We start from the raw sequence: 20508 nt of genomic DNA on the forward strand, positions 1-20508 counted from the left end.
CCACGGCCCGACCCCGCCACGGCGAGGCCGCGGCGCCCTCCCCACCGGCGACGCGCTGCGCATCCCCAGGGACGCGCCGAGTGCCCTGCATTTCCGGGAAACGCTGCGCACTCAGCGCTCCCAGGAACGCGCCGGGAGCGCCCGCTCCTCCGGGGGGCGCTTCGCACGCCTGCAGGCGAGCAGCGCCACCGCGGCCCGAGCCCGCCACGGCGAGGCCGCGGCGCCCTCCCCACCGGCGACGCGCTGCGCATCCCCAGGGACGCGCCGAGTGCCCTGCACTTCCGGGAAACCCTGCGCACTCAGCGCTCCCAGGAACGCGCCGGGAGCGCCCGCTCCTCCGGGAAGCCCTGGCGCGCTCAGCGCTCCTGCGGATGCGTCGCCAGTGCCTCCACCGTCACGTCCATCCACGGCCACATCGGCAGCGACGTCAGCGCGTCGTGCAGGGCGGCGGGGTCCTCGGCTTCGTAGAGGCCGATCGTGGCGTTGCGGCCGGGGACCCGCCACAGCCGCTTCAGCACGCCGTCCGCCCGCAGCTCCATCGCCCGCTCCCGCTCCGCCTTGCGCAGCTGGTCGCGGGTCTGGCCGGGCGTGTCAGCCGGCAGCCGGTTCTCGGTGCGGACCAGGAACTCCACGAAAGACTCCTCCTCAGACCAGGGACAACAGCAGGCCGGCCAGTTCCTTGGGCGCGGTGACCATCGCCTCGTGGCCGGTGGCGATCGTGTGCACCGGCCAGCCCCGCGCGGCGGCCCGCTCGGCGTGGGGCTGGAAGACCCGCATCCAGTCGGTGCACTCGGCGAACGCCGCGGGCACCCGCTCCACCGCGCCGGTCAGGCGCAGCGGTTCGGTGTAGCTCAGCCACGGGTGCGGGGTCAGCCGCGCGCTCAGCCAGTCCACATCGGACTGCTCGGTCACCCCGAGCACCCGCAGCGACCGCACCGGGATCAGCCACCCGAACCCGGCCGTGGCGACCGACTCGCGGTAGTGGCCGGCGATCGTCTCCGGCTGCAGGTCGACCGCGGCCTCGCCGTCGTCGCCGACGAACGCGTCCAGGTACACGCGCCGCGCCACCCGGTCCGGCACCCGGTCGGCCACGCCGGTGATCACCTGCCCCGCGTAGCTGTGCCCGACCAGCACCACGTCGTCCAGGTCCCACGCCTCGATCAGGGCCACGACGTCCTCGACGTGCGTGCCCAGCCCGACCGACGGGCTCAGCAGGTGCGCGCGATCGCTCACCCCGGTCAGCGTCGGCGTGTGCACCTCGTGCCCGGCGGCGCGCAGCAGCGGCGCGACCCGCTGCCACACCCAGCCGCCGTGCCACGCGCCGTGCACCAGCACGAAGGTGCTCATGCGCCCAGCTCCTCGAACAGCGCCATCCCGGCGGCGGTGTTGGACGCCGGCACGTGGTAGGTCTCGTGCACCCGCCGGATGTTCTCGCTCAGCGCGCCACGCATCACCAGCCACATGATCAGCTCGATCCCCTCCGTCCCGGCCAGCCGGATGTAGTCCTCGCGGGTCAGCGCGGCCAGCTTCGCCGGCTCGGTCTCGATCGCCTGCAGGTACATCCGGTCGAACTCGCTGTTGATCAGCCCGGCACGCGCGCCGGCCAGCTGGTGCGACATCCCGCCGGTGCCGAACACGGCGACCTTCTCCGCGCCGGGGAACGACCGGATCGCCCGCCCCAGCGCCTGCCCCAGCGCGTAGCAGCGGGCCGCGGTCGGCTGCGGGTACTGGATCACGTTGACCAGCAACGGGATCACGCGGCACGGCCACGCCTCGCCCGGCTCCGGGCAGTACACCGACAGCGGCACGGTCAGCCCGTGATCGACGTCGAGGCGGTGGAAGGTGGCCAGGTCGAACCCCTCGTCCACCAGCTCGCGCACCAGGTGCTCGCTCAGCTCCGGTGCGCCCTTGACCACGGGCACCGGGCGCGGGCCCCAGCCCTCGTCGGCCACCTGGTAGGACTCCGCGGTGCCGATGCCGAAGGTGGGCACCAGGTCCAGGTCGACCGCGTTGGCGTGGTCGTTGTAGACCACGATCGCCACGTCCGGCGTGTGCTGCGCCATCCACTCCCGGGCCGGGGCGTAGCCGTCGAACAACGGTTTCCAGTACTCGTCGCCGGTCTTGCCGTTGTCCATCGCCGCGCCGATCGAGGGCACGTGCGAGGTCGCCAGACCCCAGATCACCTCAGCCAAACTTCCGCCCTCCCGAGCGCAGCGCCGCCGCGAACTCCTCCGCGGTCATCCCGGTGAACACGCCACCGAGGTACTGCATCGACTTCCGGTCCATCATGGCCAGCTTGTAGGTGTAGAAAATGGACGCTCCCAGGTCGAGCATCCCGGTCCAGTCCCGTTCCAGGACCGCCTTCTTCTGCTCCGGCGACAGCCCGTAGGCATCGCAGTAGGCGGCCTCGTCGGCGCTGAACCGCTCGCGGTTGGCGGCGTCCTTCAGCGACAGGCACATCCGGTTCAGGGCGTAGCCCCGCCTGCTGGCCGCGAGATCCAGGACGTAGTCGTCGCGTGCCTGGCCCATGTCCCCTCCTTCAGAAGACGACGGTGGTGTTGCCGTCGCGGATGACTCGGTCGTCGCAGTGCCAGGACACGGCGCGGGACAGCACGAGCCGTTCCACGTCGGCGCCGCGGCGCTGCAGGTCGCGGGCGGACTCGCGGTGCGACACGCGGATGACGTCCTGCTCGATGATCGGCCCCTCGTCGAGGTCCTCGGTGACGTAGTGGGCGGTCGCGCCGATCAGCTTCACGCCGCGTTCCTTCGCCCGCTGGTAGGGGCCCGCGCCCATGAACGCGGGCAGGAACGAGTGGTGGATGTTGATCACCGGCACGCCCAGCTCGTCCAGGAACCCGCCGGACAGGATCTGCATGTACCGGGCCAGCACCACGAGGTCGACGTTGCCCTTGAGCAGGTTCAGCTGTTCCTTCTCCGCCTCGGCCTTGCGCTCCTTCTCCACCGGCACGTGGAAGAACGGGATGCCGAACTGCCGGACGTCGTCGCCGAGATCGGGGTGGTTGGAGATCACCATCGGCACCGTCATGCGCAGTTCGCCGCGCCGTTGCCGCCACAGCAGGTCCAGCAGGCAGTGGTCCAGTTTGGACACCAGGATCGCCACGCGCTTGTGCCGCCGCGCCTCGACCAGCCGGTAGGTCAGGCCGAGCTCGTCCACCAGCTTCGCGTCCAGCGCCTCGCCCAGCGCGGGCAGCTTCGACGGCAGGTCCGGCAGGTGGAAGACGGTGCGCTGGAAGAACCGGCCGCCTGCGGGGTCGCTGGTGGACTGGTCAAGGGTGACCACGTTGGCGCCGTGCCCGGCCAGGATCGCCGACACCGCCGAGACGATGCCCGGCCGGTCGGCGCCCTGCACGATGAGCCTGCCGTAGTCCTCGGCGACGATCATGACCGGCCGTCCCGGGCGCCGAGCGAAGCCAGCAGGCCCTGCCGCCACCGTTCCGTGCCCTGGAGCTCGTTGAACGTGAAGATGTGCAGGCCGCGGATGTTCCCGGCGGGCCGGGACGCGAGCCGCCGCGCCAGCTTGCCGGGCTGGTAGGCGCCGGGCAGCAGGAACCGCCACAACAGGTTTTGCTGCTTGCGCAGGAACCGCGCGGACTGGCCGAGACCGAGGCCGGCCGAGATGCGGATCAGCTTCTGTCGGTTGATCGGGCCGGGGATGCCGACGTGCACGGGCAGGTCGATGCCGGACGCGGCGATCCGCTCCGCCCACGCGTGCGTGGTCGCGGCGGTGAAGCAGATCTGCGTGAGGATCCGCGTGGCCAGCGGCGCCTTCTGCTTCAGCGCGAGGTCGACCGCCTCCTGCGGGATCACGCCGTGCCCTTCGGGATAGCCGCCGATGCCGACCTGGCGGAAGGAGTGCCCGGCGCGCTCAAGCGCCTGCAGCAGCGAGTACGCGTCCGGGAAGCGACCGGCCGGAGCGGGTGCGTCGCCGCCGACGACGAACACCGAGTCGGCGCCGGCCTCCCGCAGACGGGACGCCACGTCCGCGACGTGCCGGTCGTCGCGGAACAGCCGCGCGGCGAGGTGCGGGGTAGCGCGGTAACCGTGGCCGAGCAGCCGTTCGGTGAGGTCGAGGGTGGTGTCGAGCCCCTTCGCCTCGGTGACCGTGACCGTCAGCGGCACGGTCACCGGCACGTGCTCGAGGACGTTCCGTTCGGTGCTCGGGAACGGCATGACCTCGTAGCTCATGGCGCGCACGAGATCCGCCAGGCGACCGGAGTGGCTCATGCAGCCCAGTAGACCCGAGCCGGCGCGGGGTTTCGCCCGGCATCGAGACAGCCCCGGGCGCGACAAATGACGCACGCCGGAGCCGTCTGGAGGACCTCACGGCGGCCCCGCGTGGCTCCTAGTGTCCATCGTGGGTGCCGACGACGACACGAGGAGAAGGCGATGACATTACTGGTGGTCAGCGCGCACGCGGGGGATTTCGTCTGGCGCGCGGCGGGTGCGATCGCCCTGGCCACCAGCCGGGGCCGGCGGGCCAAGGTGCTGTGCCTGAGCTTCGGCGAGCGCGGCGAGTCCGCGAAGGCCTGGCGCGAGGGCAAAACGCTGGACGAGATCAAGAAGATCCGCCGCGGCGAAGCCGAAAACGCCGCCGGAGTCCTGGGCGCGGAGATCGAGTTCCTCGACGCCGGCGACTACCCGCTGCAAGAGACCCCTGAGCTGGTCGACCGGATGGTGCGTGTCTACCGGGAGGTCAACCCGTCGGTGGTGCTGACGCACCCGCTGGCCGACCCCTACAACGGCGACCACCCCGCGGCCGCGCGGATGGCGTTGCAGGCGCGGGTTTTGGCGCAGGCCATCGGCTACGACGCCCCGGGCGAGCCGCTGGGCGCGCCGCCGGTGTTCTTCTTCGAGCCGCACCAGCCGGAGCAATGCGACTTCAAACCGAACGTGCTGCTGGACATCACCGAGGTGTTCGACACCAAACGCAAGGCGATGGAGTGCCTGCCCGCGCAGCAGCACATGTGGGACTACTACACCGATCTCGCCAAACGCCGTGGCGTGCAGGTCAAGCGCAACGCCGGCCCGAACTTGGGGCTGCCGCACCACACCATGGGCGAGGCCTACATGCGCCTCTACCCGCAGGTCACCGGGGAACTCGCATGAGGACGGTCGTCGTCACCGATCCTCCGCGCGCCCCCATCGAGGAAGTGGACGCGCTCGCCGAATTCGGCGTGGCGACCGTGCACGAAGCCTTGGGGCGCACCGGTTTGCTCGGCCCGGAGCTGCGCCCGATCCAGGACGGTGTCCGGGTCGGCGGCACCGCTGTCACGGTGTTGTGCTGGCCGGGCGACAATCTGATGATCCACGCGGCCGTCGAACAGTGCCGCTCCGGCGACCTCCTCGTCGTCACCACCACCTCCCCCTGCCAGGACGGGTTGTTCGGCGAACTGTTCGCCACCGCACTGCAGTACCGGGGCGTGCGCGGGCTGGTCACCACCACCGGCGTCCGCGACGTGGCCGACCTGCGTGCCATGGGCTTCCCGGTGTGGTCGGCCGCGGTGTCCGCGCAGGGCACCGTCAAGGCCACCGCGGGCGCGGTCAACGTGCCCGTCGTCGTCGGCGGGCAGCTGATCCACCCCGGCGACGTGGTCCTCGCCGACGACGACGGCGTCATGGTCGTGCCCCGCGCCGACCTCGACCTCGCCCTCGACAAGTCCCGCACCCGCGCGGAGAAGGAAGAAGCCACGCGGAAGGCCTTCCGCGAAGGCGAACTCGGCCTCGACCGCTACGGCCTGCGCAGCAAGCTCACCGACCTGGGCGTCACCTACGTCCCCTACCAGAACGGATCACCCGCATGACCGCCAAGAACCTGCAGGAAGTGCTCGACCAGGCAGGCAACCCGGTCGAGCTGCTGCGCAACTCCCAGCTGGGCGCCTACATCTACCCCGTCGTGCCGAGCGAGTTCACCAACTTCCGCCGCGAGGTCACCGCCTGGCGCGAGACCGCGGTGCTGTTCGACCAGAGCCACCACATGGTCAACCTGTTCGTCTCCGGCCCGGACGCGCTCAAGCTCATCTCCGACACCGGCATCAACAGCGTCGCCAAGTTCCCGGTCAACACCGCCAAGCAGTTCGTCCCGGTCTCCCCCGAAGGCGGCGTGATCGGCGACGGCATCCTGTTCCACCTCGCCGAGGAGGAGTTCGTCTTCGTCGGGCGCGCCCCGGTCGCCAACTGGCTCACCTACCAGGCCACCCGCGGCTACAACGTCGACCTGCGGCTGGACCAGCGCTCCCCCTCCCGCCCCTACGGCAAACCCGTCACCCGCGACCTGTGGCGCTTCCAGATCCAGGGACCGCGCGCATGGGACGTCATCGAGAAAGTCAACGGCGGCCCGGTCGAGCAGGTCAAGTTCTTCCGCATGGGCTACCTGACCATCGCCGGCGAGCGCGTCCGCACCCTGCGCCACGGCATGGCCGGCGCTCCCGGACTGGAGATCTGGGGCCCGTACGAGACCTACGACAAGATCCGCGACGCCATCCTGGAAGCCGGCCGCGAGTTCGGCCTCGAACCCTGCGGCGCCCGCGCCTACTCCTGCAACACCCTGGAATCCGGCTGGATCCCCTCGCCGCTGCCCGCCGTCTACACCGCCGAGGAACTGCGGCCGTACCGCGAGTGGCTGCCCGCCGAGAGCTACGAAGCCACCAACGCGCTCGCCGGCAGCTTCGTCTCCGACGACATCCGCGACTACTACCTCAACCCCTGGGAGCTCGGCTACGGCGGCTTCGTCAAGTTCGACCACGACTTCATCGGCCGCGACGCCCTCGCCGCCATCGACCCGGACACCCAACGCCGCAAGGTGACCCTCGCCTGGAACGCCGAGGACGTCGGCAAACTCCTGGCCAACCCGGTCGCCAAGGACGGCCCGGTCTACCAGTTCTTCGACCTGCCCAACGCCAACTACGGATCCTCCAACTTCGACTCGATCCTCGACGCGGACGGCAACGTGATCGGACTGTCCCTGTTCACCGGCTACAGCGCCAACGAACGCACCGCCCTCTCCCTCGCCACCATCAATCCCGACGTCCCCCTCGGCGCCGAGGTCCGCGTCGTCTGGGGCGAGCCCGGCGGTGGCAGCCGCAAGACCACCGTCCAACCGCACGAACAGTTCGCCGTCCGCGCGATCGTCAGCCCCGCGCCCTACTCGGTCATGGCCCGCGAGACCTACCAGCCGGGCTGGCGCACCGCCGTGACCGTCTGACCCCGGACCGGCCGGTCGCCACCCGACGGGGGTGGCGACCGGTCATCCATCACGCGAACCCGACCGCGGCGACCATCACCGGGATCAGCAGCATGATCAGGATCGCGCCGATGACGTCGAACGCCGCGCCGGAGCGGATCATCTTGGTGATCGGCACCGCGCCGGAGCCGTAGACGATCGCGTTCTGCGGCGTGGACACCGGCAGCATGAACCCGAACGACGCGGCGAAGGTCGCGGCCAGCGCCGGGGTGAACGGGTCGACCCCGGCGGCGATCGCGATCGGGATGACGATCGGCACGACCACCGCCGCCGACGCGGTGTTGGAGGTCGTCTCGGACACCAGGATCGCCAGCAGCACCGCGAAGACCGTGAGCGCGATCCCGCTGCCGATCCCGAGCGCGCCGGCCAGCCCGTTGCCCACCCGTTCCGCGAGCCCGGTGTCGGCCAGCAGCGAGCCGAAGATGATGCCGCTGCCGAACAGCAGGATGGTGCCCCAGTCGATGCGGGCGGCCTCGGACCAGGTGAGCGTGAACCGGCGCTCCCGCCAGTTGGTCGGCAGCACGAACAGCAGCGCCGCGCCGAGGACGGCGACGATGCCCTCGTCGAGCCGGTCGCTGACCACTTCGTAGGCGCGGGAGTCGTTGCCTGCCACCAGTGCCACGATGCCGGGCGTCACCCACAGCACGACGGTGATGCTGAAGGCGATCAGGGTGTTGCGCTCGGCGGCCGAGAACCCGCCCAGCTTCGCCCGCTCGCCGGCCACGTACTCCTCGACGCCGGTGAGCTTCTTGATCTCCGGGCGGTTGAGCAGGATCAGCAGCACGATCAGGACGACGAACATCGCCACGCAGGCGGGCAGCGCCATCGTGGTCCACTGCAGGAACGAGATCCGCTCGCCGGTGGCCTCCTCGATCAGGCCGCGGCCGATCAGGTTGGGCGGCGAGCCGATCGGCGTGAGCAGCCCGCCGACGCTGGCGCCGTAGGCGAGGACGAGCATCAGCGCGATGCCCACCCGCAGCCGCAGCGGGTCGAACCGCTCCCCTTCCGGCGTCCGGGTGCGGATCAGCTCGGCGATGACGGTCAGCAGGCCGACCGCGGTCGGCAGCAGCATCGCGACCGTCGCGGTGTTGGAGATGAACGCCGACAGCACGCACGTGACGAACCCGAGCGCGGCGATGACGCGCCAGGTGCTGCGGCCGACGCCGGGGACGGAGAGGATGAAGAAGGCGAACCGGCGCGCCAGCCCGTGCCGGAGCATCGCCTGGGCCAGGATGAACGCCCCGATGAAGACGAACACCGTCGACGAGCCGAACGGCTCCAGCACGTCGTCGGCGGGCAGCACGCCGAGGACCACGATGGCGGCGACCCCGATCAGGCCGCCGATCGGGATCGGCACCGGTTCGCACACCCACAGCACCACCACGCCGAGCAGCACCGCCGCCAGGGTCTGCTGGCTGGAGTCCAGCGCGGTGGGCACGAACAGGAAGACGATGGTCACGAGCGGGGCGAGCACGAAGCCGACGGTCCGCCGGGCCCGCTCGAACCGCTCCTCCGCCGGGGACAGCTTCTGCTCCGCGAGGCCCCGGTAGGTGCCGCCGGTCAGCAGGGCCGAGGTCACGCTCTCCGTACGCTCTCTGGTGCGTTCCTCACTTGTGGACATAAAGGGACGATAGCGACGAACGTGACGCACGTCACTCTTTCGTGTCCGGTCTCGGTCGGCTGTTCACGAACCGTGCACCGATCCCGAGGGAGATGCCCCGGGGGCAACAGGCTGCCGCGGGAGGTGGACCTCGGCGAGGGCCTTGAGTTCGCGGGCATGGTGCTACCGCGGCACCGCGGTCATGGGCAACGCCTGATGCTCGCACCGGTGAACGGGATCGTCGTCCCGCGGGACCCCCGCCCGGCGAGCGCGACGGCCGTCGAGCAGGTCAGCGTGCCCGGGGGCCCATGATCAGCATGACGACCTCGGTCGCCACGTCCACCGTGCCCGCCAGGTTCCCGCCCTCCTCCAGGGTGATCGCGATCAGCTCGCGCAGCCCGCCGAACAGGGTGATCGCCAGCTCCCGCGACGGGGGCACCACGCCGGCCGCGCGCAGTTCGGGCGTGTCCGCCAGCGTGCGCATCAACGCCACGAACGAGTCCATCGTCTCGCGGGACAGCGCGCGGCCCGCTTCGCCCAGCGACGGCGCCGCCCGCATCCAGCTCAGGCACAGCGCGGGATCGCTCTCCATCGACGCGATCAGCGCCTCCACCGCCTGACGCGCCTGCGCCTGCCAGGGCGCGTCCCGCTCGACCGCGGCCGCGATGTCCCGGATCATCCGCGCGTTGGTCTGCCGCAGCAGCTCGACGAAGCACTCCTGCTTGCTCGCGAACTGCTCGTAGAAGGTGCGCTTCGACGTGCGCGCGTGGTTCACGACGTCGGCGATCGTGACGTCGTGGTAGTCCCGTTCGCGCAGGGCGGCGGCCATGCCCTGCAGCAGCCGGTCGCGGAACCCGGTGCCCGCCACGTCGACGTCCGTCACGCGGTCAACCTAACCCAGCCGCTTGACCGGGCGGCACGTCCGGCTCTACCGTGCCTGGTACTCGGCGGTACCACGGTGGAGGTGGATGTCGTGACGACCCGGCTGCAGGACGGCCTGAAACCGGTGGTGCGCTGGGGCATCGGCCACGCGCTGCCCCGCACGGTCCTGCGCGCCGCGGCCCGGCGCGGCGACCTGCAGGCGCGGCTCGTCGCCGAAGCCGCGGTCTCCCCCACCGCCGCGTTGTCCGGCCTGTTCGACGAGATCCGCGGCCACGGCCCGCTCTACAAGGGCTCCTTCGCCTACGTCACGACCAGCCACGCGGCGGTCCGGGAAGTGCTGACCAGCAACGACTTCCGCGCCGGCGTGGGCGCCGGGTCCGACGGGGTGCTGGCGCGGCTGAGCGAGTGGTCGGCGTCGGACACGCTGCACCCGATCGCGCCGCCGTCGCTGCTGGCGACCGAGCCGCCGGACCACACCCGCTACCGCAAGCTCGTGACCCGCGTGTTCACCGTCCGCGCGGTGGAGAAGCTGCGGGCCCGCACCGAGGAGATCGCCCGCGAGCTGCTGGACGCGCTGGACCCGGACCGCCCGGTGGACCTCGTCGAGGCCTACTGCGCGCTGCTGCCGGTGACCGTGATCGCCGAGATCCTCGGGGTGCCGCCGGAGCAGCGGCAGCGGGTGCTGGAGCTGGGCACCGCCGCCGCGCCGAGCCTGGACCTCGGTCTGCCGTGGCGGGAGTTCCGCGCGGTCGAGTCGGCGCTGGCCGACTTCGACGCCTGGCTCGGCGACCACCTGGACCGCCTGCGCGCCCACCCCGGCGACGACCTGCTCAGCCAGCTGGTCGCGGCACGCGAGGACGGGGTCGGGCTGACCGATCTGGAACTGCGGGCGACCGCCGGGCTGGTGCTCGCCGCGGGCTTCGAGACGACGGTGAACCTGCTCGGCAACGGCATCACCCTGCTACACGACCACCCCGAGCAGCTCGCCGCGCTGCGCGCGGAGCCGTCGCTGTGGCCGAACGCGGTCGACGAGATCCTGCGCGTCGACCCGCCGGTGCTGCTCACCGGGCGCACCTGCCTGCGCGACACCGAGATCGGCGGCGTGCGGGTCCGCGGAGGCTCGGTGGTGACGACGATCCTGGCCGGCGCCAACCGCGACCCGGAGGTCTTCAAGGACCCCGCGAGGTTCGACGTCCGCCGCGAGAACGCCCGCGAGCACATCTCGTTCTCGGCGGGCAGGCACTACTGCCTGGGCGCCGCGCTGGCCCGCATGGAGGGCGAGGTCGGTCTGCGGACGCTGTTCGACCGCTTCCCGGACCTCCGCCTCACCCCCGGCGCGACCCGCCGCGGCACCCGCATCCTGCGGGGCTTCGAACACCTGCCGGCGCGGCTGCGCTGACCCCGGTCGGAGCACGTTGACCGTCCGAATCGGACCTCACGCCCGAGCCAGTGCGGTCCGCGCCAGGCGGGCGGGGCTGCTGATCAGCTCGTAGCCGGCGACCAGTCCGCGGCTGATCGTGAACCGGATCGCCAGCCGGAGGCGGCCGTCCGGCGCGATCACCAGACCCGGTTCGCCGTCGACGAGAGCGAAGTCGGCGAACCGCGCGTTCCGGCCGAACACGACGATCTCCTCCGCCACGTGGCGGGCGCCCCGCACCTCGGGGCGGCCGTCGGCGCGGCGCACCACGTCCGGGCTCAGCACCGCGACGATCGCGTCGAGGTCGCCGGTCCGGGACGCCGCCAGGAACGCCTCGATCACCCGTCGCTGCCCGGCCGCGTCCGGGCTCGGGGAGGTGCCGCGGACCTTCGCGCGTGCCCGGCTGGCGAGCTTCTTCGCCGTCGCCGTGGTGCGGCCGACGATCGGGGCGATCTCGTCGAACGGCACGGCGAACACGTCGTGCAGCACGAACGCGACCCGCTCGTCGGGGCCCAGCCGGTCCAGCACCACCAGCAGGGCGCGGCCCACCTCGTCGGCGAACAGCACTTCCCGGTCCGCGCCCGGCGCGGGACCGGGTTCCTCCACGGGCTCCTGTCGGGCGCGCTGCCGGAGCATGTCCAGGCACACCCGCGACAGCACCGTCCGCAGCCAGCCGGCCGGGTTGCGCACCTCGCTGGTGTCCGCGCGCGCCATCCGCAGCCACGTCTCCTGGACGGCGTCCTCGGCGTCGGCGAGCGAGCCGAGCATGCGGTAGGCCACGCCGGTCAGCTGCTCGCGATGCGCTTTGAAGTCCACCGGTCACCTTTCGCCGCCGTCGGTCGTCACCACTTTAGGACCACTCACGAGCGGAAAGGACACTGTGGACGTTTACGAAGCGGTCGCGACGCGCCGGGCGGTGCGCTCCTTCCGGGACACGCCCGTCCCACACGAGGTGCTCTCGCGGGTGTTGCGGGCGGCGGCGCGGGCGCCGTCCGGGGGAAACCTGCAGCCGTGGCACGTGTTCGTGGTGACCGGCGCGCCGCTGGCGGACCTGAAGAAGCGGACGCTCGAACGCGTCGCGACAGGCGACCCCGGCGACCCGCGCGAGTACCCGATGTACCCGCCCGATCTGCCCACCCCGTACCGGGAACGCCGGTCCGCGGCGGCGGCCCGGCGCTACCGGAACATCCCCCGGGACGACGCCGCCGCCCGGCAGGCCACGGTCGCGCGCAACTGGGAGTGCTTCGGCGCCCCGGCCGCGTTGTTCTGCTACCTCGACCGGATCATGGGCGCCGCCCAGTGGGCGGACGCCGGCATGTACCTGCAGACGGTGATGCTGCTGCTCCGCGCGGAGGGGCTGGACAGCTGCCCGCAGATGGCGTGGTCGGTCTACCGCACGACGGTGGCCGAGGTGGTGTCACCGCCGGAACGGCTGGTGCTCTTCTGCGGCCTGTCCATCGGCTACGCCGCCGTGACCCCGGAGCGCACCGAACGCGCCCCGCTCACCGAGACCGTGACCTTCCTCGGCTGAGTCACCGTCCACTGTGGCCGGTCACCGCAGCACGACCGGGCCGTTGTAGAGGGCGGCGCCCCGCGCGTCCAGCACCCGCACCCAGGCCTCGCCCGTGTCGGGGTACACCGGCTTCGCGCCGTCGGGCAGCCAGACCGCGAACGTCCCGTTCACGACGGGCACGGTGACCGGCTCCCCGGTGCCGAAGTCTGCGACCACGCTCGTGGCCGACCGGGGCACGAGGCCCACGAAGGGCACCTTCCCGGCCTGCGCGGGCACCGACAGCCGACGGACCGGAATCGACCTGCCCAGGAACGTGTCGAGGTGCAGTGACGGTCCGGTGGGCGCGCTGACGCACGCGATCATGTGCTCGGCGCTGCGCCCCAGCACCACGCGGTACGGCCCGTGCTCCAGCAGGCCGCCGGGCTGGTAAGCGTCGGCGTCGGCGGGCGGTGCGGGCAGCGCGGCCAGGCATTCGCCGAGCGCGCGCCCGGCGGGGGAGGTCCGGTCACCCGGCTGGTCGACGATGCTGACCAGCGGCGCCGGGGCCGGCGGCAGTTCGACCCGCGGACCGGGGCGGGTCCGCTGGCCCTCGACCGACTTCCCGGCCCACAGGGTGGTGGTCGCCGGGTCGGTCGCGGTGAACGCGGTGAACACACCGGTCCCCGGCGTGACCCGCTCGACGGTGATGCCGAGGCCATCGGGCAGGGACAGCTCGATGCTCGGCCACGACGGATCGGCGACCCCGGCGGCCAGTCCCGTCCCGGTGTAGAGCAGCAGCCCGGTGCGGCTGCCCGCGGCGTAGGCCGGCTCGGCGGACGGATCGGACACGGTGACCGTGGTCGCCGTGGTCTCGCAGAAGACCGGCCTGCCGCCGGCCAGGTAGGAGGTGACGACGTCGTCGCCGAGCACGCGGCTGCCGGTGGCGCGCCACTCCTCCCGCGGCGGGACCTGCCCGGTCTTGCCCGCGGACTCGATCGCGCCCCAGCACCGGTCGTCGACACCACCGGAGCCGACGGGAACCGGCGCGGACGAGCGGAAGAACTGGGCGCCGACCAGCACGCCGGCGACGAGCACGATCACGGCAGCGCCGGCCACGAGGGCGCGGCCACGGCGGGGGGCCATCCCGGCTCGCACGGTGGCGCGCATCCGTTCGCGCACCTCGGGCGGCAGCTCACGGCGCGGCGGCAGGGTGTGGCTCATTTCTCCTCCAGCAGGGCACGGAGCCGGGCGCGGGCGCGCGACAGGTGCGCACGCACGGTCACCTCGGCGACCTCGAGCAGGGCGGCGGCGTCGGCGACCGGCAGCTCGCCGAGCAGGCACAGCTCGACGACCTGCCGTTGCGCCGCGGGCAGGGCGCGGACGGCGTCGATGATCAGCCGCAGGCGCGCTTCGCCGTCGAGGCGGTCGGCGACGCCGTCGGCGTGGTCGGACACCGGCGCGGGATCGGGCATCCGGCGCAGCAGCCGCAGCCGCCGCGTGCGGCCGCGGTGCTCGTCGCGCGCGAGGTTGCCCGCGACGGTGAACAGCCAGGGCAGCGCGCTGTCGCGCACCAGGGTGAGGTCGGCGCGCTTGCGCCAGGCGGTCAGGAAGGTCGCGGAGGTGAGGTCCTCGGCGCTGGCCCAGGAGCCGGTCAGCCGGTAGGCGTGGTTCCACACCGCCTGCGCGTGGCGTTCGAAGAGCGCCGCGAAGGCTTCGCGATCACCCCGCGCCCACAGATCGGCGTCGCCCGGCTCCACCGGTACCCCCAGCCCGGTCAGTTGCATGGTCACACCGGACAGTGGCCGGCACGGCGCTCGATGTTGTCACCGCGCCCAATGTTGTCACAGGGACCAGAGCGACGCGCCGAGGTCGAGCACGACCCTGGCCGGGATCTCGCCGGCCCGCAGCTCGGCGAGGCAGGTGTTGACGTCCTCCAGCGCGCGGGTCTCGGCCACCACGCAGGTCCGCCCGGCGGCGTGCAGCGCGAACACGTCGGCCGTGTCGCGGCGGGTCCCGCCGATCGAGCCGGTCACCGTCTTCCCGCCGGTCACCGCGTCGAACAGCGGCACCGTCAGTGCGCCGCGGGCGGGCAGCGCGACGCACACCAGCCGCCCGCCGCGCCGCAGCGACCGGTAGGCCTGGGCGACGGACTCCGCGGACGGGGCCAGCGCGACCGCGACGCCGGCGCCGCCGAAGAGGCCGATCTCGACGGACGGGTCGGCGAAGCGGGCGTCGACGAGGTGGTCGGCGCCCACCCGGCGGGCCAGGTCCAGCTTCTCGTCGTCGACGTCGACCGCCACCACGCGGCCGCCGGCCATGCGGGCGTACTGGATCGCGAGGTGCCCGAGCCCGCCCACGCCGAACACCGCGACCAGCTCACCCGCGGCAAGCCGGGACACCTTGACCGCCCGGAACGCGGCCGTCCCCGCGCACGTCAGCGCGGCGGCGTCCACAGCGGACAGTTCCTCCGGGACCGCCACGGCGTACCGGTCATCGGCGAGCGTGTACTCGGCGAAGGTGCCGTCCGCGGAGCACCCGGTGTCGCACTGGTCCTCGCACAGGTTCTCCCAGCCGGACACGCAGTGCTCGCAGTGCCCGCACGCCGAGCCGAGCCAGCTGATCGCGACGCGCTCCCCCGGCCGGTGCAGCGAGGCGCCGGGCCCCAGCTCCTCCACCACGCCGACACCCTCGTGCCCCGGCACGGTCGACGGGCGCGGCCGCAGCGGCCAGTCGCCCCGCAGGAGGTGGACGTCGGTGTGGCACAGGCCGCTGGCGAGCATCCGGACCAGCACCTGGCCCGGTCCCGGCTCCGGCACCGGGCGGTCCCGGATCTCCAGCTTCGCGCCGGTCTCGGGCACGACGGCCGCTTTCATCACGGTCCTCCCCTGGCCGGCCGCGCTGTCAGTACCGCAGGTGCGCGGGCTGGTGCGTCACTTCCTCGATGTCGCCCGCGGCCGCGTCCAGCAGCCGGTGCGCCAGGTCGCTGAGCGCCCGCGCGGTGGCCAGCTCGTCCCCGATCTCGGGCACGTTGGTGTCGGCCGGGTTGAGGCGGGCGGTCCCGATCCCGACCAGGCCGGTCCGCTCGCCGGTGTGCAGCCGCGCCGTGGCGCGGGTCCGCGTCTCGTGCTCGTCGATCACGATGTCGACATGCCAGTTCTTGTCCCGCATGGCAGCCTCCCGGTGGTCTCCGGCTTCCACGCTGCTCCGCCCGGCGGGGCGCAGGAAGGGCCGGAAGTCACCGCGTGCGTCAGCGGATCCGGCGCACGTCCAGGGGTGTCTCGACCGCGCCGCCGTCCGGGCCGCGCTCCACCCGGTACGCCCCGGCGCGGTCCCGCTCGGCGAGCGCCTCGGCGAGTTCGCCGCCGCGGTAGAGCAGTCCGGCTCCGTCGTCGGTCGCGTAGCCGGGTGGCAGGGTGCCGTCCGCGACCAGCGACTGGAACAGCGGCCGCCGGGCGGGTTCGCTGTCGTGGTGGACGCCGTTGGACCACGGGAGCAGGCCGAGCCCGTTGGTCACCGGCCGCAGCTCGGGGCCGAACGAGTCGGTCGTGCCCCCGGTGTGCCAGCAGATCGAGCCCGCCGACACGCCGGTGAGAACCACCCCGGCCTGCCACGCGTCGCGCATCACCACGTCCAGGCCGTGCAGCCGCCACAGCGCCAGCAGCCCGGCGACGCTGCCGCCCCACACCCAGATCACGTCCTGGGACAGCAGGTGCCCGGCGAGGTCGGCGATGTTCGGCATCGGCAGCAACGCCACGTGGCTGCCCGCCCACCCCTCGCGCCACGCGTTCTCGTAGAAGGTCGCGGTCAGGCGGCGGTCGTCGCCGCAGGCGGTGCCCAGGAAGCACACCCGCGGCGCGCGGCCGGTGACGCCGGCGAGCTCGACCGCGTACCGCGTCAGGGGGCCGGCCTCCCAGTCCAGTCGCGCCGAGGCCCGGACGCCGCCGGAGGTGGCCAGGATCGTCGGTTCGTCGGCTGCCATGCCGTGATCCTACGGACTGGCGTTGCTTGCATGCATTGTATACAGTGCATGCCGTGGAGACGACGTACGACCGCGTGCGGGAGCTGATCGTCGGCGGAGCCTTCCCGGCCGGGCAGCGCCTCACCGAACTGGACCTGTCGCAGCGGCTCGACGTGAGCCGCACGCCGGTGCGGGAGGCGTTGCGGCGCCTGGAAAGCGACGGCTTGGTCGAGAGCGGGCAGCGGGGTGTCACCGTGATCCGGCTGAGCGACGCGGAACTGCGGGAGGCCTACCTCGTTCGCGCCTCGCTGGAAGCGCTTACCGCCGAGCTGGCCGCCCAGCGCCAGCAGGCCGGCGAGATCGCGCCCGCCGCGCTGGCCCGGCTGACCGGCTTCGCCGGCGACGCGGACCGCGCCACCCGGGCCGGCGACCTGATCACCGGCGTGCGGCACAACCGCGAGTTCCACCGGCACGTCGCGGTCCTGGCCGGGAACTCCCTCGCGCTCGGCTTCCTCGACCGCGTGTGGGACCGGATCCTCGTGTCCACACGGGATTCCCTGACCGCCCCCAGCCGCACCGGCCAGGTCGACGACGAGCACCGCCGCCTCGTCGAAGCCATCACCAGCGGCGACGGGCCGTCGGCCGCGGCCCTGGCCCGCGAACACGTCTTGAGCACCCTGTCCGCACTACCCGGAGGAGCACCCCGATGAGCAAGGAACACGGCTACGAGGTCACGGTCACCTGGAACGGCTCCACCGCCGGGGGTTACCGCGCCTACGACCGCGGCCACGACGTCACCGCCGAGGGCAAGCCGCCCATCGCGGCGACCGCGGACCCGGCCTTCCTCGGCGACCCGGCCCGCTGGAACCCCGAGGAGCTGCTGGTGGCCTCGCTGTCGCAGTGCCACCTGCTGACCTACCTGGCGTTGTGCGCCCGGCACGGCATCACCGTCACCGGCTACCGGGACGCCGCGACCGGCCGCATGGCCGAAACCCCCGGCGGCGGCGGGCACTTCACCGAGGTGACCCTGCACCCCGAAGTCACGATCACCGACGCGAGCGCGGCGGACAAGGCCGCCGAACTGCACCACCGGGCGCACGAGCTGTGCTTCATCGCGAACTCGGTGAACTTCCCGGTCCACCACGCACCGGTGATCCACGTCGCCTGACGGGAGTGGCCTGGCCGGCCGCGGAGACGTCCGGAGTGGACTAACCGAGCGCGGCCACGATCGCCGCGCCGAGGTCGGCCGGCCTGCTGAACTGGGGCCAGTGCCCGGTCGGCAGGTCGACCAGATCCACGTCGCTCAGCGCCGCGAGCTCGGCCACGTACGGGTGCTGCGCGCCGATCAGCTCACGCACCTGGGCGGACGGCATCGACGTGCAGATCACCGTCGCCGGGATCGCGCGGCGGCGCTCGTCGGACAGCTCGACCGGTTCGCGGGTCACCGCGGCCGGCTCGGGAACCGCCTCGGCGCGCATCCGCTCGCGCAGCTCGCCGGTGAGCCCGGCCAGCTCGGCTTCCTCGAATGCCGCCCAGTCCGGCAGCGGCACGTCGGCGCCCTCGGCGGGCAGGGCTTCGTTGATCGAGGCGCCGCTGGCCAGCGGCCCGGCGTCGACGAAGACGATCCGCGCCACGCGGTCCGGGCGGGCGTCGGCGGCGGCGTAGGCGAGGGGCCCGCCGCCGGAGTGACCGACCAGGACCACCGGCTCGTCCTCCGCGTCGATCGCGGCCACGATGGCGGCGACGTGGTCGCGCACGCCGATCCCGTTGCGGTCGGCGGCCGCTTCGAGGCCGGGCAGGGTCAGCGCGCGCACGGTGTGGCCGGCGGCGGTCAGCACGGGTTCGACGTCGCGCCACGAGGACGCGCCGAGCCAGAAGCCGGGGACGAGGATGACGATCATCGGCAGAGCCTAGAACGTCAGGGGTGTCCCCGATACCGGATTTACCGGGATCGCCTTACCGTCGCCGTACCGCCACGACACGGAGGCTTCCGATGAAGGCGATCGTCCAGGACCGGTACGGCTCACCCGACGTGCTCTCCCTGCAGGAGACCGACCAGCCGAGGCCGTCGGCAGGCGAGGTCCTCGTCCGCGTGCGCGCGGCCGCGGTCAACGCCTACGACTGGCACATCATGCGCGGCGACCCCTACGTCCTCCGCCTCGCCGCGCGATCCCTGCGCGGCCCGCGGTTCCGCATCCGGGGCCGGGACGTGGCCGGCGTCGTCGACGCGGTGGGGGACGGCGTCACCGGCCTGTCCCCCGGCGACGAGGTGTACGGCGACACCGGCGAGTCCGACGGCGCCTTCGCCGAGTACGTGTGCGTGCCCGCGGAACGGCTGGCGCCCAAGCCGGCGAAGCTGACCTTCGAGCAGGCCGCCGCGGTGCCGCTCGCCGGCAGCACCGCACTCGTCGGGCTGCGGGACGCCGGGCGGTTGCGGGCGGGACAGCACGTCCTGATCAACGGCGCGTCCGGCGGGGTGGGCACGTTCGCGGTGCAGATCGCGAAGGCGCTGGGCGCGACGGTGACCGCGGTGTGCAGCACGCGCAACGTCGAACTGGTGACCTCGCTCGGCGCGGACCACGTCGTCGACTACACGCGCGAGGACTTCACCCGGAGCGCGAGCCGCTACGAACTGGTGCTGGACCTCGTCGGGAACCGCTCGCTCGCGGACCTGCGCCGGGTCCTGACGCCGAAGGGCACGCTCCTGCTCTCCGGCGGAGGCGTGTCGCGCGGCGGCAGCGTGTTCGGCCCGATGGGATTGATCACCCGCGGGCGGCTGGCGTCGCGGTTCACCCGGCAGCGGATCGCGGACTTCTCCGGCTCGTCGAACCGGGAGCTGCTCACGGCGCTGACGGAGCTGATCGAGGCGGGCCGCGTGGAGCCGGAGATCGACCGGGACTTCCCGCTGGAGAAGACGGCGGAGGCGATCCGCTACCTGGAGACCGAACACGCGCGGGCGAAGGTGGTGATCACGCTCTGAGGGCCGCCGCTGCGCGGGCGGTGACCTCGTCCCAGCGGCCCTCGCGCAGCAGCGCAGGCTCGGCCATCCAGCTGCCGCTCACCGCGGGGACCATCGGCAGCGCCAGGTAGTCGTGCATGTTGCCCGCGGTCACGCCGCCGGAGGGCATGAAGGAGACACCGCGGAAGGGGGCGGCGAGCGCGCGGATCGCCGCCGGGCCGCCGAGCAGGCCGGCGGGGAAGAACTTCACCTCGCCCACCCCGAGCGCGGTGGCCGCCATCAGGTCGGTCGCGGTCGCCACGCCCGGCAGCGCGGGAACGCCGTGGGCGGCGGCGCGGGCGACCACGTCCGCCGACACGCCCGGGCTGACCAGGAACCGAGCGCCCGCCTCGACGGCCGCGTCCACATGCGACGGAAGCAGCACCGACCCGGCGCCGGTCAGCAGTTCCGGCAACGCCGACAGCCGCCGGATGCCCTCCAGGCCCGCGGGCGTGCGCAGGGTGATCTCGACGACGCCGATGCCGCCGGCGAGCAGCGCCTCCCCGAGGGGCAGCGCCTGCGCGGGCTCGTCCAGCACGACCACAGGCACGACCGGGCACCGCGACAGCAGGCTCACCGGACCACCCCCGCCGACCCGAGCGGCTCCGCCGGGCACCCCGTCAGCAACCTGAATGGACCAGCCCCGCCCGGCCCGCGCGCCACCGAGCGCCGCGACAGCAGGTTCACCGAACCACCTCCACCGGCCCGACTGGGCGGGCGGCAGCAGCCTCACTGGACCACCCCCGCCGATCCGCCCAGCACCACCAGGCCCCCAACCAGCACCGGACCACCCCCGCCCCCGCCAGCACCCCACGGACGCCAACCGGCCCCGTGACAGCAATTTCACCGAACCACCCCCACCGCTCGCCCAGCACCAAGACAGCCCTCACCGAACCACCT

The 20508-nt window shown here is 72.8% G+C and carries 24 protein-coding genes; 8 read left to right on the forward strand and 16 right to left on the reverse strand.

All coding sequences use genetic code 11. The annotated features are described in order from the left end of the window. Positions 1–356 precede the first annotated feature (356 nt). Genes AMY39116_RS0339900 through AMY39116_RS0339925 form a run of 6 tightly spaced genes read right to left on the reverse strand, consistent with a single transcriptional unit; the run spans position 357 to position 4245 of the window. A complete protein-coding gene (locus AMY39116_RS0339900; protein WP_020423184.1) occupies positions 357–632 on the reverse strand; it encodes a muconolactone Delta-isomerase family protein in 276 nt (91 codons plus the stop codon). A gap of 13 nt (positions 633–645) precedes the next feature. Then, positions 646–1347: an alpha/beta fold hydrolase gene (locus AMY39116_RS0339905; protein WP_020423185.1), complete on the reverse strand. Its 702-nt coding sequence runs from the start codon at positions 1345–1347 to the stop codon at positions 646–648. Then, positions 1344–2192, reverse strand: coding sequence for a class III extradiol dioxygenase subunit beta (locus AMY39116_RS0339910; RefSeq protein WP_039792090.1), 849 nt, complete (start codon positions 2190–2192; stop codon positions 1344–1346). Before AMY39116_RS0339910 ends, AMY39116_RS0339905 begins: the two co-directional genes overlap by 4 nt. Next, on the reverse strand, positions 2185–2529 hold the full coding sequence (locus AMY39116_RS0339915) for a protocatechuate 3,4-dioxygenase (RefSeq protein ID WP_020423187.1): 345 nt from the start codon (positions 2527–2529) through the stop codon (positions 2185–2187). Before AMY39116_RS0339915 ends, AMY39116_RS0339910 begins: the two co-directional genes overlap by 8 nt. Positions 2530–2539: 10 nt before the next feature. Continuing rightward, on the reverse strand, positions 2540–3403 hold the full coding sequence (purU, locus tag AMY39116_RS0339920) for a formyltetrahydrofolate deformylase (protein ID WP_020423188.1): 864 nt from the start codon (positions 3401–3403) through the stop codon (positions 2540–2542). Then, the gene (locus AMY39116_RS0339925; RefSeq protein ID WP_039792092.1) at positions 3400–4245 is read right to left on the reverse strand and encodes a methylenetetrahydrofolate reductase; all 846 of its coding nucleotides are present in this window, start codon (positions 4243–4245) and stop codon (positions 3400–3402) included. The genes purU and AMY39116_RS0339925 overlap by 4 nt, the downstream gene beginning before the upstream one ends. A 162-nt stretch (positions 4246–4407) precedes the next feature. On the opposite strand from AMY39116_RS0339925, the gene AMY39116_RS0339930 reads away from it, so the two are divergent. From AMY39116_RS0339930 to AMY39116_RS0339940, 3 genes are read left to right on the forward strand one after another with little or no spacing between them, the layout of a single operon-like run. Continuing rightward, positions 4408–5127, forward strand: a complete 720-nt coding sequence (locus AMY39116_RS0339930; protein ID WP_027936645.1) for a PIG-L deacetylase family protein — start codon at positions 4408–4410, stop codon at positions 5125–5127. Continuing rightward, complete coding sequence (locus AMY39116_RS0339935) at positions 5124–5822, forward strand: 4-carboxy-4-hydroxy-2-oxoadipate aldolase/oxaloacetate decarboxylase (protein WP_020423191.1); 699 nt, start codon at positions 5124–5126, stop codon at positions 5820–5822. The genes AMY39116_RS0339930 and AMY39116_RS0339935 overlap by 4 nt, the downstream gene beginning before the upstream one ends. After that, on the forward strand, positions 5819–7222 hold the full coding sequence (locus AMY39116_RS0339940; protein ID WP_020423192.1) for a glycine cleavage system protein T: 1404 nt from the start codon (positions 5819–5821) through the stop codon (positions 7220–7222). The genes AMY39116_RS0339935 and AMY39116_RS0339940 overlap by 4 nt, the downstream gene beginning before the upstream one ends. A 49-nt stretch (positions 7223–7271) precedes the next feature. On the opposite strand, the gene AMY39116_RS0339945 is transcribed toward AMY39116_RS0339940, so the two are convergent. Both AMY39116_RS0339945 and AMY39116_RS0339955 read right to left on the reverse strand, forming a co-directional pair. Further along, positions 7272–8840 (reverse strand): DASS family sodium-coupled anion symporter, encoded by a 1569-nt coding sequence (locus AMY39116_RS0339945; RefSeq protein WP_020423193.1) that lies wholly within the window; start codon positions 8838–8840, stop codon positions 7272–7274. A 310-nt stretch (positions 8841–9150) separates the two neighbouring features. Continuing rightward, entirely contained in the window at positions 9151–9744 is a 594-nt protein-coding gene (locus tag AMY39116_RS0339955; RefSeq protein ID WP_020423195.1) for a TetR/AcrR family transcriptional regulator, read from the reverse strand. A gap of 75 nt (positions 9745–9819) precedes the next feature. On the opposite strand from AMY39116_RS0339955, the gene AMY39116_RS0339960 reads away from it, so the two are divergent. Further along, the gene (locus AMY39116_RS0339960) at positions 9820–11142 is read left to right on the forward strand and encodes a cytochrome P450 (protein WP_020423196.1); all 1323 of its coding nucleotides are present in this window, start codon (positions 9820–9822) and stop codon (positions 11140–11142) included. Positions 11143–11178: 36 nt separating this feature from the next. Here the strand turns inward: AMY39116_RS0339960 and AMY39116_RS0339965 are convergent, their stop codons facing one another. Beyond that, positions 11179–11976, reverse strand: coding sequence for a sigma-70 family RNA polymerase sigma factor (locus AMY39116_RS0339965; protein WP_020423197.1), 798 nt, complete (start codon positions 11974–11976; stop codon positions 11179–11181). 64 nt (positions 11977–12040) lie between these two features. On the opposite strand from AMY39116_RS0339965, the gene AMY39116_RS0339970 reads away from it, so the two are divergent. Then, positions 12041–12691, forward strand: a complete 651-nt coding sequence (locus tag AMY39116_RS0339970; RefSeq protein ID WP_020423198.1) for a nitroreductase — start codon at positions 12041–12043, stop codon at positions 12689–12691. 21 nt (positions 12692–12712) lie between these two features. On the opposite strand, the gene AMY39116_RS0339975 is transcribed toward AMY39116_RS0339970, so the two are convergent. From AMY39116_RS0339975 to AMY39116_RS0339995, 5 genes are all read right to left on the reverse strand, one after another. After that, positions 12713–13873 carry a hypothetical protein gene (locus AMY39116_RS0339975; RefSeq protein ID WP_020423199.1) on the reverse strand — a complete coding sequence of 387 codons (1161 nt, stop codon included), beginning with the start codon at positions 13871–13873 and terminating at the stop codon, positions 12713–12715. Then, positions 13870–14436 carry an RNA polymerase sigma factor gene (locus AMY39116_RS0339980; RefSeq protein ID WP_020423200.1) on the reverse strand — a complete coding sequence of 189 codons (567 nt, stop codon included), beginning with the start codon at positions 14434–14436 and terminating at the stop codon, positions 13870–13872. Before AMY39116_RS0339980 ends, AMY39116_RS0339975 begins: the two co-directional genes overlap by 4 nt. Positions 14437–14493: 57 nt before the next feature. Then, entirely contained in the window at positions 14494–15525 is a 1032-nt protein-coding gene (locus AMY39116_RS0339985) for an alcohol dehydrogenase catalytic domain-containing protein (protein WP_020423201.1), read from the reverse strand. Between the two features lie 28 nt (positions 15526–15553). Further along, the gene (locus AMY39116_RS0339990) at positions 15554–15820 is read right to left on the reverse strand and encodes a DUF1876 domain-containing protein (protein ID WP_020423202.1); all 267 of its coding nucleotides are present in this window, start codon (positions 15818–15820) and stop codon (positions 15554–15556) included. 79 nt (positions 15821–15899) lie between these two features. Then, positions 15900–16631: a peptidase E gene (locus AMY39116_RS0339995; RefSeq protein ID WP_020423203.1), complete on the reverse strand. Its 732-nt coding sequence runs from the start codon at positions 16629–16631 to the stop codon at positions 15900–15902. 53 nt (positions 16632–16684) lie between these two features. Here AMY39116_RS0339995 and AMY39116_RS0340000 point away from each other — a divergent pair, with 53 nt between their 5' ends. Next, the gene (locus AMY39116_RS0340000; RefSeq protein ID WP_020423204.1) at positions 16685–17320 is read left to right on the forward strand and encodes a GntR family transcriptional regulator; all 636 of its coding nucleotides are present in this window, start codon (positions 16685–16687) and stop codon (positions 17318–17320) included. After that, positions 17317–17778: an OsmC family protein gene (locus AMY39116_RS0340005; RefSeq protein ID WP_020423205.1), complete on the forward strand. Its 462-nt coding sequence runs from the start codon at positions 17317–17319 to the stop codon at positions 17776–17778. The genes AMY39116_RS0340000 and AMY39116_RS0340005 overlap by 4 nt, the downstream gene beginning before the upstream one ends. A 40-nt stretch (positions 17779–17818) precedes the next feature. On the opposite strand, the gene AMY39116_RS0340010 is transcribed toward AMY39116_RS0340005, so the two are convergent. After that, complete coding sequence (locus AMY39116_RS0340010; RefSeq protein WP_020423206.1) at positions 17819–18511, reverse strand: alpha/beta fold hydrolase; 693 nt, start codon at positions 18509–18511, stop codon at positions 17819–17821. A 92-nt stretch (positions 18512–18603) separates the two neighbouring features. On the opposite strand from AMY39116_RS0340010, the gene AMY39116_RS0340015 reads away from it, so the two are divergent. Beyond that, complete coding sequence (locus AMY39116_RS0340015; RefSeq protein WP_020423207.1) at positions 18604–19590, forward strand: NAD(P)-dependent alcohol dehydrogenase; 987 nt, start codon at positions 18604–18606, stop codon at positions 19588–19590. Here AMY39116_RS0340015 and AMY39116_RS0340020 read toward each other — a convergent pair. Beyond that, on the reverse strand, positions 19580–20185 hold the full coding sequence (locus AMY39116_RS0340020) for a bifunctional 4-hydroxy-2-oxoglutarate aldolase/2-dehydro-3-deoxy-phosphogluconate aldolase (protein ID WP_020423208.1): 606 nt from the start codon (positions 20183–20185) through the stop codon (positions 19580–19582). The genes AMY39116_RS0340015 and AMY39116_RS0340020 overlap by 11 nt on opposite strands. Positions 20186–20508: the final 323 nt, after the last annotated feature.

Source organism: Amycolatopsis sp. ATCC 39116 (assembly GCF_000231075.2).
Lineage (GTDB): Bacteria > Actinomycetota > Actinomycetes > Mycobacteriales > Pseudonocardiaceae > Amycolatopsis_E > Amycolatopsis_E tucumanensis.